The organism is Kineococcus vitellinus, from assembly GCF_009906315.1.
In the GTDB taxonomy this organism is placed as follows: domain Bacteria; phylum Actinomycetota; class Actinomycetes; order Actinomycetales; family Kineococcaceae; genus Kineococcus; species Kineococcus vitellinus.
Window position 1 is genome coordinate 1 of the sequence record NZ_JAAALL010000176.1, and the last position, 9,568, is coordinate 9,568.

Here is a 9,568-nt window from a genome sequence, read left to right on the forward strand (position 1 = left end):
CCCTGGCCGCGCACGGCTGCACCGGCGAGCTCGTGCGCACCCGCACGGCCGCCGGCTTCGAGCGCGCCGTGCGCGCCGCGGCCGCCGAGGGCGAACCGCTCGTCCTGCCACCGGACGCCACCCCCTTCGACGACGTCCTCGACGCCTGGGGGGCGCGCGCGGCGGTGCGCAGCGTCGTGCGCGTGGACGTCGACGCCCGCGCCCACGACCCGTCCGCCGCCGTGCGCCGCCACGTGCGCTCGCGGGGGCTGGGCGGCCTGCGCTTCGGCGTCGACGCCTGGCACCACCACCGCACCCGCCCGGCCGCCGCCACGTCCTACGGACCGCACCCGGACCAGCGCCTGGAGCTGCGCCTGCCGCCCGGTGGGGACGACGGCGCGGGCACCGGGCCGTTCCCGGTCGCCGTCCTGGTCCACGGCGGCTACTGGCGCTCGCGGTGGGCCAGCGACCTCATGGACGCCGCGGCCGTGGACCTGGCCGACCGCGGCTGGGCCGCCGTCAACGTCGAGTACCGCCGCCCCGACGAGCACGACTGGGACGCGACCACCGCGGACGTGGCGGCGGCGCTGCAGGCCCTCGCCGGCCTGCACGCCCCGCTGGACCTGGAGCGCGTGGTCCTGCTGGGCCACTCCGCCGGCGGCCAGCTCGTCGTCCGCCTCGCCGCCGACCTCGCCGCCGGGCCCACCACCGAGCCCACCACCGCCGGGCTCGTGCGACCGGCGCTGACGGTGTCGCTGGCCGGCTGCCTGGACCTGGAGGCCATCCACGAGCGCCACCTCAGCGAGGGCGCCGTCGCCCTGGCCCTGGGCGGCTCCCCCGCGCAGCTGCCGCACGTGTACGCGGCCTCCTCCCCGCTGCGGCGGCTGCCGCTGCGCTCCCCCGTCGCCGTCGTCTGCTGCCGCGGCGACGACCCCGACCTGCTCGACGCCTCCCGCCGCTACGCGGCCGCGGCCCGCGCCGCCGGTGACGACGTGGCGGTGCTGGAGGAGGACGGCGACCACTCCAGCGTCGTCGACCCGCGCAGCCGGGTCTGGGAGCGCACCCTCGAGCTGCTGACCTCCCGGGTGCGGCGCTGACGGGGCCGGGCGCGGGGCCGCGGGCTCCCGCTGCGGCCCCGGGGCCGCGCCAGCAGGATGGCCGCGTGCCCGACCTCCTCGACGTGACCGTCGTCGTCGCGACGGCGGACCGCCGCGACCTGCTGCGCCGCAGCCTGTCGCACCTGGTGGTCCTGCCCGGCCGCCCGCCGGTCGTCGTCGTGGACAACGGCTCCGGCGACGGCAGCCCGGAGATGGTGGAGGCCGAGTTCGGCCACCACCGGCAGCTGGAGCTGGTGCGGCTGCCGGTGGACCGCGGCGCCCTGGCCCGCAACGAGGGCGTGCGCCGCGCCCGCACCCGCTACGTCGCCTTCAGCGACGACGGCTCCTGGTGGGCGCCGCAGGCGCTGGCGCGCGCCGTCGCCGCCTTCGAGGCGCACCCCGCCCTCGGGCTCGTGGCCGCCCGCGCCACCCTGGCGCCCACGGGCGAGACCGACCGCGCCTCGCTGCGGATGGCGGCCGCCCCGCTGGGGCACGACCCGGGCCTGCCCGGACCGCCCGTGCTCGGCTTCACCGCCCGCGCCGGGGTGCTGCGCGCCGCCGCCTTCGAGCAGGTCGGCGGTTTCGACGAGCTGGTGCGCTGCGGCGGCGGGGAGGACCTGCTGTCCCTGGACCTGGCCGCCGCCGGCTGGCAGCAGTGCTACCTGGCGGACGTCGAGGCCCCGCACGGCCCGTCCGGGCCGCCCGACCCCGCCCGCCGGGCGGTGCGCGAGCGCGAGCGCGTCCTCGTGTGCTGGATGCGCCGGCCGCTGGTGAGCGCGCTGCGCGAGAGCGCCCGGCTGCTGGCCGGCGCCGCCCGCGAGGGCCGCCTCGGGCGGGAGGTGGTGGCGCTCGCCCGCTGCCTGCCGCCCGCGCTGCGCCGCCGGCGCCCGGTCGCGCCGGCGCTGGAGCGCGCCTGGCGCACCGCGCACGAGCCGCGGGGCCGGCGCCGGCGCGGGCCCGGCGGCGCCTGAGGGCGGACCTCGGTGCGCGCGGGGCGCGCGGACGCCGCTACCCTTCCAGCGCCTGGCGCCGAGCAGTGGGAGATGGGGTCCGTGTCCTGGGTCTCGCGCGTCGACGGCTTCCAGCGCCGCCACCGGCTGGTGAGCTACCCGCTGGCGGTGGTCTACAAGTTCTACGAGGACCAGGGCCCCTACCTGGCCGCGATCATCACCTACTACGGGCTGCTCAGCCTCGTGCCCCTGCTGCTGCTGCTGTCCACGGTCCTGGGCTACGTGCTGGCCGGCAACCCCGGCGCGCAGCAGGCGATCCTGGAGTCCGCCGCCACCCAGATCCCCGTCATCCGCGACGAGATCGGCACCCCCGGCCGCCTGGGCGGTGGCGGCACCGGCCTGGTCATCGGCATCGTCGGCGCCCTCTACGGCGCCCTGGGGATCGGCCTGGCCCTGCAGAACGCCGTGAACACCGCCTGGGGCGTGCCCCGCAACGAGCGCCCGAACCCCTTCGCCTCGCGGTTGCGCAGCCTGCTGCTCATCGTCACCGCCGGCCTGTTCGTCGTCGGCACGACGGTGCTGAACATCGTCCTCGCCGACGTCATCGGCGCCCAGGGGACGCTGCTGCAGTGGATGACGCGCGTGGGGTACACCGCGCTGGCCGCCCTCGGCTTCACGATGGCCTTCCGGCTGGCGGCGGCCCACCGCCCGCCCTTCCGCACCGTGCTGCCCGGCGCGGTGCTCATGGGCGTGCTCTGGCAGTTCCTGCAGCGCTTCGGCGGCAACCTCGTCGGGCTGGTCAGCGAGCGCTCCAGCGTCTCCAACCAGGTCTTCACGGCCGTCCTGGGCGTCATCGCCTTCCTCTTCGTCTCCTCCTGCGCCGTGGTGCTCTGCGTCGAGCTGGACGTCGTGCGGGTGCGGCGGTTGTACCCGCGGGCGCTGCTGACCCCCTTCACCGACGCCGTCTCCCTCACCGAGGGCGACCAGCGCGCCTACACGCGTCTCGCGCAGGCCCAGCGGCACAAGGGGTTCGAGCGCGTGCACGTGGAGTTCGGCGCCTCACCCCTGGAGCGGCGGGACGGCGGCGCGGACGGCGCGGACGGCGGGAGCGCGCCCGAGGCGGGCGGCGAGGGACGAGCAGACCGCGATCTGGAGCGGGTGGTAGAGGACGACCGGTAGCGCCACCAGCCCGACCAGGTGCGGGGGGAAGAGCACCGTCGCCATCGGCAGGCCGGTGGCCAGCGACTTGGTCGAGCCGCAGAAGGCCACCACCACCCGCTGCGCGCGCGGGGCGCCCCACCACCGCGGCACCTCCCACGCGGCGAGCAGGACGAGCGCCAGCAGCAGCGCGGCGCAGCCCAGGACCACGAGCACCTCTCCCGCACCGACCTGCCGCCACACGCCCTGGCGCACCCCGCTGCTGAAGGCCGCGTAGACGACTGCGACGACCACCCCGCGGTCCAGCAGGCCCAGGCCCCGGCGGTGCGCGCGCACCCAGCCGCCCACCCACCGGCCCGCCACCAGGCCCAGCAGGTAGGGCACCAGCAGCTGCAGCACGATGCGCCCGACGGCCGTCGCGTCCGGACCCGCCCCGGAGGAGCCGAGCAGCAGCGCGACCAGCAGCGGGGTCAGGACGGTGCCGGCGAGGTTGGAGGCGGTCGCGCCGACCACCGCGGCCGGCACGTCGCCGCCGGCGAGCGCGGTGAAGGCCACGCACGACTGCACCGTGGAGGGCAGCACCGCCAGGAACAGCAGCCCGGCCGCGAGCCCGTCGGCCAGCAGCGGCCCGGCGGCCAGCGCGAGCAGCAGCCCCAGCAGCGGGAAGAGCAGGTAGGTGGTGGCGGCGACGGTGCCCTGCAGCCGCCAGTCGCGCAGCCCCGCCAGGGCCTGCGCCGGCGCGGTCCGCGCCCCGTAGAGCAGGAACAGCCCCGCCACCCCGAGCGTCGTGCCCCACGAGAGACCGGTCGCGACGCCGCCGCCGGCGGGCAGCACGGCCGCCGCGGCCACGGCGCCCAGCACGGCGAGCACGAAGGGTTCCACGCGGCGCAGGACGGGGACGGACGACCAGCGCAGCACCCCGGGATGCTACGGCGGCTAGGGTGCCCGGGTGCCTGGCCCCCTGGTGTCCGTGCCCGACCTGCAGGCCGAGCTCGCCGGCCCCCGGCCACCCGTCCTGCTCGACGTGCGCTGGAGCCTGGGCGGCCCGCCCGGCGCCGCCGACCACGCCCGCGGCCACCTGCCCGGCGCCGTCCACGTCGACCTCGACGCGGAGCTCTCGCGCCCGGCCGGGCCCGGGGAGGGCCGCCACCCGCTGCCGGACCCGCAGGCGCTGCAGCGCACCCTGCGCGCGGCGGGGACCTGCGCCGGCACCCGCGTCGTCGCCTACGACGCCGGTCCGGGCACCAGCGCCGCCCGCGCCTGGTGGGTGCTGCGCTGGGCGGGCCTGGCCGACGTGGCCGTCCTCGACGGCGGGCTGGCCGCCTGGCGGGCCGCCGGCGGAGCCGAGACCACGCGGGTGCCGCGGCCGGTCCCCGGGGACGTCGAGGTGCGCGCGGGCTCGCTGCCCGTCCTGGACGCCGCCGCCGCGGCGGCGCTGGCGCGCTCGGGGGTGCTGCTGGACGCGCGCGCGCCCGAGCGCTACCGCGGCGAGAGCGAACCCGTCGACCCCGTCGCCGGCCACGTGCCCGGCGCGCTCAACGCCCCCACCACCGACGTCCTCGGCGCCGACGGCCGCTTCCTGCCGCCGCAGCGGCTGCGCGAGCACTTCGCCCGCCTCGGCGTGGGACCGGCGGGCCCGGCGGACCCGGCGGACCCGGCGGCGCAGGGCGGAGCGGACCCGGCGGTGCGCCCGGAGATCCCCCGGCTGCCGGTGGACGAGCGCGCCTACTACCGCCGGCCGGTCGCCTGACCCCTGTGGACGGTGCGGTGATCTTCCGCGGTGCACCGCGGAAGATCACCGCACCGTCCACAACCGCACCGTCCACAGGGGAACGCAGCACGGGGTGGGACCAGGAGGTCCCACCCCGTGCTGCGTCGCGGTGCCGGATCAGGCCGCGGCGACCGCGCCCTCGATCTCCAGCGCCTTGTCGACGTCGAGGACGAGCAGCAGCGCGTCGTCGAGCTTGTAGGCGCCGCGGATGAGCTCGCGGATCGGGCCGGACAGCGTGTCCGGCGGCGGCTCGAAGGTCGCGTCGGCGGCCTCGATGACACCACCGATCGAGTCGACGAGCAGGCTCCAGACCTCCTCGGCGGCGCGGACGACGACGTTCATCGCGACCTTGCCCTCCTCGCGGTCGGGCATGCCCAGCCGGCGGCGCAGGTCGAGCGCGGTGACGACCTGACCGCGCAGGTTGATGAGGCCGGCGACGGCCCGCGGGGCCAGCGGCGCGGGGGTGCGGGGCTGCTCGGTGAGCACCTCCTGCACGCGCCGCACCTCGACACCGAACAGGTGCCCGGCCAGGTGGAACGTGGCGTACTGCGTGGACACGTCAGACCCCCAGTCGCTTGGACGCTTCGGCGAGCTCGTTCTGAGCCTGCTCGGTGAAGAAGTTCGGGTCCGCGGCCAGGATGGCGGCGCGGACGTCGAGGAGCTCGGTCACGCGGTCGCGGATGACGGCCGAGCCGACCAGGCCCGCGTCGTCGATGTCGCTGCGCGCGTCCTGACCCGCGACGATGTCGACGATCTCGTCGACGACGATCGCGACGGAGCGGCCGCGCGCGGAGTACACGACACCCGGCACCGCGTCGACCTCGCCGGCCGAGCGGGCCCCGCGGGAACCGCCGCCGAGGTGGTGCGAGAGGCGCACCAGCGGGAGGATCTCGCCGCGGTAGCGGACGACCTCGCGGCGGCCGACGCGCTCGATGGACTCCGTCTTGAACTCCTCCAGGCGGGTGACGACGTCCAGCGGGATCGCGACCCGGCGGTTGTCGCCGAGGCCGACGACCAGCAGGCGCTGGCCCTCGCCCGTCGCGGCGGTCGTCGCGGCGGCCGCGGCGGCGGCGTGCTCGATGCCGTCCGAGCGCATCGTGCGCCGCGCCAGCGACTGCACGTCGAGGATGAGCGAGACCCGCCCGTCGCCGAGGATGGTCGCCCCGGCGTAGGAGCCGATCGCCTTCAGCACGCCGGAGAGCGGCTTGACGACGATCTCCTCGGTGTCCAGGACGCGGTCGACGACGAGGCCGAAGCGGCGGCCGTCGCACTCCAGGACGGCGATGACGAGGTTGGTCGGCATCTCCGCCTCGGCGGGGCGCTTGAGCTCCAGCGCCTCCTCCAGGCGGATCAGCGGCAGCAGCGCACCGCGCAGGCGGTACACCTTCGCGCCGCCGACGTCCTCGATGGCCTTGGACATGCGCTCGGTGTCCAGGCTGACCAGCTCCAGCAGGTTGACCTGCGGCATGGCGTAGCGCTGGCCGGCGCACTCGACGGTCAGGGCCGGGACGATCGCCAGGGTCAGCGGGATCCGCAGGCGCCAGACGGTGCCGTGGCCGACGACGGACTCGACGTCGACGGAGCCGCCGATGCGCTCGATGTTCGTCTTGACGACGTCCATGCCGACACCGCGGCCGGAGACGTTGGTGACCTTGGCGGCGGTGGAGAAGCCGGGCAGGAAGAGGAACTGCAGGACGTCGTTGGGGGTCAGCGACTCCAGCTTGGCGGCCGTCACCAGGCCCTTCTCGACGGCCTTGGCGCCGATGACGGCCGGGTCGATGCCCTTGCCGTCGTCGCGGATCTCGACGACGACCTGGCCGCCCTCGTGCGCGGCGCGCAGCTTCAGGGTGCCGACCTCGTTCTTGCCGGCGGCGCGGCGGACCTCGGGCGACTCGATGCCGTGGTCGACGGCGTTGCGGACGATGTGGGTCAGCGGGTCCTTGACGGCCTCGAGCAGCGTGCGGTCGAGCTCGGTGTCGCCGCCCTCCATCTCCAGCTTGATCTTGCGGCCCAGCATGTTCCCGAGGTCGCGGACGACGCGGGGCAGCTTCGACCACAGGTGGTCGATGGCCTGCATGCGGGTGCGCATGACCGTCTCCTGCATCTCGCTGGCGACGAGGTTGAGGCGGTGGCAGGCGCGGGTGAGGTCCTCGTCGCGCAGCGCGCCGGCGCGCTGGAGGATCTGGTTGCGGGCCAGGACGAGCTCACCGGCCTGGCGGACCAGGGACTCCAGCAGCTCGACGTCGACGCGGATGCTGGCCTCGACGGCGGAGGCCTTCTCACCGGCGGGCGCGGCGGGCTTGTCGGCGGGCGGGCCGGCGGGCGCGGGAGCCTCCTCGACGGGCGCGGCGACCTCGACGGCGGGCGCGGCGGGCGCGGGCTCCTCGGCGGGCACCTCGGCGCCGGCACCGGCGGCGGGCGGGAGCACGGGCTGCTCGCCGTCGAGCACGGCGCGGATGGCGGCGACGACCTCGGCGACCTCGACGCCGTCCTCGCTGTGCGAGGCCTCGATGGAGGACAGCAGCGCGCGGATGGTGTCGACCATGCGCAGCAGCACGTCGGTCGTCACCGGGGTCATGACGAGCTGGCCGTCGCGCAGGCGGGCCAGCAGGTTCTCGCCGACGTGGGCGACCGACTCCAGGCGGGAGAACGCCAGGAAGCCGCTGGTGCCCTTGATGGTGTGGATGGTGCGGAAGACGCTGGCGAGCAGCTCCCGCGAGCCCGGCTCCTGCTCGAGCGCGACGAGGTCGGAGTCCAGCTGGTCCAGGTTCTCGTAGCTCTCGACGAGGAACTCTTGGACGATCTCGTCCATGTCGTCCACGTGGCACTCCCGCTTCTCGCGTCGGTGCGGCCCGGTCGGGCCGCGGCGTCCTGCTCACAGTGCTCATCGGCACGAGGGCCCTGGAGCTGAAACGTCACCCGTCCAGCCGATGCGCGGGGCGGACGACGAGAGGCCGGCCCCCGGGCGGGGACCGGCCTCTCGCGGCGTGCGGGCGTCGGTCAGGACGCGGTGCTCAGCCGGGCCAGGGCCGTCTGCACGAGCGTGATGAGGCTGTGCTTGGTGGCGGCCTTGCTGCGGGCGTCGGTGTAGACCAGCGGGACGTTCTCCGGGACGCCGAGCGCCTCGCGGACGGAGTCCAGGTCGTGCTGGGCCACGCCGTCGAAGCAGTTGACGGCGACGACGAACGGGATGCCGCGCGACTCGAAGTAGTCGACGGCCGGGAAGCACTGGTCGAGGCGGTCGGTGTCGACCAGCACGACCGCGCCGATGGCGCCCTTGACCAGGTCGTCCCACATGAACAGGAAGCGGTCCTGGCCGGGGGTGCCGAACAGGTACAGCCACAGGTTGCCCGGCAGCGCGATGCGGCCGAAGTCCATGGCGACCGTGGTCGACGTCTTGCGGTCGGAGTTCAGGCCCGCGTCGTCGACGCCGACCGAGTGCTCGGTCATGGCGGCTTCGGTGCGCAGCGGCTCGATGTCGGAGATCGAGCCGATGAAGGTCGTCTTGCCGACGGCGAAACCGCCGGCCACGACGATCTTGACGACGGTGGGCGGTGCCTGAGTGTCGGTTCCCGCGGGCGCTCCGGCTCCGGCGGGGCTCACGTCAGAGCGAGGAAATGCCATTGAGAACACTCTCCAGGACGCTGATGGTGGTCGCGGGTTGAGGTGCCGAGGTCATCGTGAGGCCGTGGATGCGCACCTTCCCGGTCTGGGACAGGTCGCTCACCACGACGCGCACGACGCCGACCGGCAGGTGGACGTGGGCGGACAGCTCGGCGATCGACAGGTAGGACTTCTTCGTGAGCTCCAGGATCTTCCGCCGCTCCGGCGTCATCCCGACGTCGGGGTCGCCGAGCGCCTCGACGAGGGCCTCCACGGGGAGGTCGACGTTGGAGGGGCGGGTCCGCCCACCGGTGACGGTGTACGGGCGGACGGTGAACTCCTCGGCGTCCTGGTCGTCGTCGTCGGACCAGAGGTCCGCACTACCAGGTGCTGTCACGTCCGGTCACCACCGGGCCGCGACGGGGGCGGAGGTGGGCAGGGCGGCCCGCATCTCCGACACCAGCTGCGGGGTCAGGACGGTCTCGGCGCGCTGCACCAGCATCGCCATCTCGTAGCCGATGAGGCCGACGTCGCAGCCCGCCTCGGCGGCGACGGCCAGGACCGAGCCGTCGGAGATGTTGACGAGGAAGAAGAACGCGTCGTCCATCTCGATGATGGCCTGGCGCACCTCGCCGGACTGCAGCTGGCGGGCGGCGCCGCGGGCCAGGCTGGAGACGCCCGAGACGATGGCGGCCAGCTGGTCGCCGGCCTCGCGGTCGAGCTTCTCGGACATGGCCATGAGCAGGCCGTCGGCGGAGACGACGACGGTGTGCTGGACGCCGGAGACGCTCTTGACGAAGTTGTCGAGGAGCCAGCTGAAGTCGGCGGCCTCGGAGCTAAGCGCGGTCACAGTGGGTTTCCTCTTCTCGGGCTGGACTGTCGTTCGGTCAGGTGGGTCGGGTCGGTCGGGTGGTCCTGCCCACGACCCCGCTGCGGGGTCGAGGAGCGGGGGTCAGGCGGTGCCATCGGCGCCGTCCTTCGGGTCGGCGGCGGGGACGTCGCCTCCGGCA

General features: G+C 75.4%; 10 protein-coding genes. 4 read left to right on the top strand and 6 right to left on the bottom strand.

All coding sequences use genetic code 11. The features are described from left to right. The 3 genes from GTQ99_RS14985 to GTQ99_RS14995 form a co-directional block, all read left to right on the top strand. Positions 1 to 1,076, top strand: a 1,076-nt coding sequence (locus tag GTQ99_RS14985) for an alpha/beta hydrolase (protein ID WP_166616542.1), incomplete at its 5' end; no start/stop codon positions are given. Between the two features lie 65 nt (positions 1,077 to 1,141). Then, entirely contained in the window at positions 1,142 to 2,047 is a 906-nt protein-coding gene (locus GTQ99_RS14990) for a glycosyltransferase (protein ID WP_205707535.1), read from the top strand. A gap of 72 nt (positions 2,048 to 2,119) precedes the next feature. Next, the gene (locus GTQ99_RS14995) at positions 2,120 to 3,205 is read left to right on the top strand and encodes a YihY/virulence factor BrkB family protein (RefSeq protein ID WP_166616543.1); all 1,086 of its coding nucleotides are present in this window, start codon (positions 2,120 to 2,122) and stop codon (positions 3,203 to 3,205) included. Here GTQ99_RS14995 and GTQ99_RS15000 read toward each other — a convergent pair. Next, positions 3,086 to 4,102 carry a bile acid:sodium symporter gene (locus tag GTQ99_RS15000; RefSeq protein WP_166616544.1) on the bottom strand — a complete coding sequence of 339 codons (1,017 nt, stop codon included), beginning with the start codon at positions 4,100 to 4,102 and terminating at the stop codon, positions 3,086 to 3,088. The two genes, GTQ99_RS14995 and GTQ99_RS15000, sit on opposite strands and share 120 nt — an antisense overlap. A gap of 31 nt (positions 4,103 to 4,133) precedes the next feature. Here GTQ99_RS15000 and GTQ99_RS26145 point away from each other — a divergent pair, with 31 nt between their 5' ends. Continuing rightward, the gene (locus GTQ99_RS26145) at positions 4,134 to 4,934 is read left to right on the top strand and encodes a rhodanese-like domain-containing protein (protein WP_166616545.1); all 801 of its coding nucleotides are present in this window, start codon (positions 4,134 to 4,136) and stop codon (positions 4,932 to 4,934) included. Between the two features lie 138 nt (positions 4,935 to 5,072). Here GTQ99_RS26145 and GTQ99_RS15010 read toward each other — a convergent pair whose 3' ends face one another. From GTQ99_RS15010 to GTQ99_RS15030, 5 genes are all read right to left on the bottom strand, one after another. Then, positions 5,073 to 5,513 (bottom strand): chemotaxis protein CheW, encoded by a 441-nt coding sequence (locus GTQ99_RS15010; RefSeq protein ID WP_166616546.1) that lies wholly within the window; start codon positions 5,511 to 5,513, stop codon positions 5,073 to 5,075. Position 5,514: 1 nt separating this feature from the next. After that, positions 5,515 to 7,776, bottom strand: a complete 2,262-nt coding sequence (locus tag GTQ99_RS15015) for a chemotaxis protein CheW (protein ID WP_166616547.1) — start codon at positions 7,774 to 7,776, stop codon at positions 5,515 to 5,517. A gap of 179 nt (positions 7,777 to 7,955) precedes the next feature. After that, on the bottom strand, positions 7,956 to 8,579 hold the full coding sequence (locus GTQ99_RS15020; protein WP_166616548.1) for a GTP-binding protein: 624 nt from the start codon (positions 8,577 to 8,579) through the stop codon (positions 7,956 to 7,958). Further along, positions 8,560 to 8,955: a DUF742 domain-containing protein gene (locus tag GTQ99_RS15025; RefSeq protein WP_166616549.1), complete on the bottom strand. Its 396-nt coding sequence runs from the start codon at positions 8,953 to 8,955 to the stop codon at positions 8,560 to 8,562. Before GTQ99_RS15025 ends, GTQ99_RS15020 begins: the two co-directional genes overlap by 20 nt. A gap of 6 nt (positions 8,956 to 8,961) precedes the next feature. Further along, positions 8,962 to 9,408 carry a roadblock/LC7 domain-containing protein gene (locus tag GTQ99_RS15030; protein ID WP_166616550.1) on the bottom strand — a complete coding sequence of 149 codons (447 nt, stop codon included), beginning with the start codon at positions 9,406 to 9,408 and terminating at the stop codon, positions 8,962 to 8,964. Between the last annotated feature and the right edge of the window lie 160 nt (positions 9,409 to 9,568).

Coding starts and splice junctions, on each gene's coding strand:
- GTQ99_RS14995 (WP_166616543.1), top strand. CDS start 2,120: ATGGGGTCCGTGTCCTGGGTCTCGCGCGTCGACGGCTTCCAGCGCCGC.
- GTQ99_RS15020 (WP_166616548.1), bottom strand. CDS start 8,579: ATGGCATTTCCTCGCTCTGACGTGAGCCCCGCCGGAGCCGGAGCGCCC.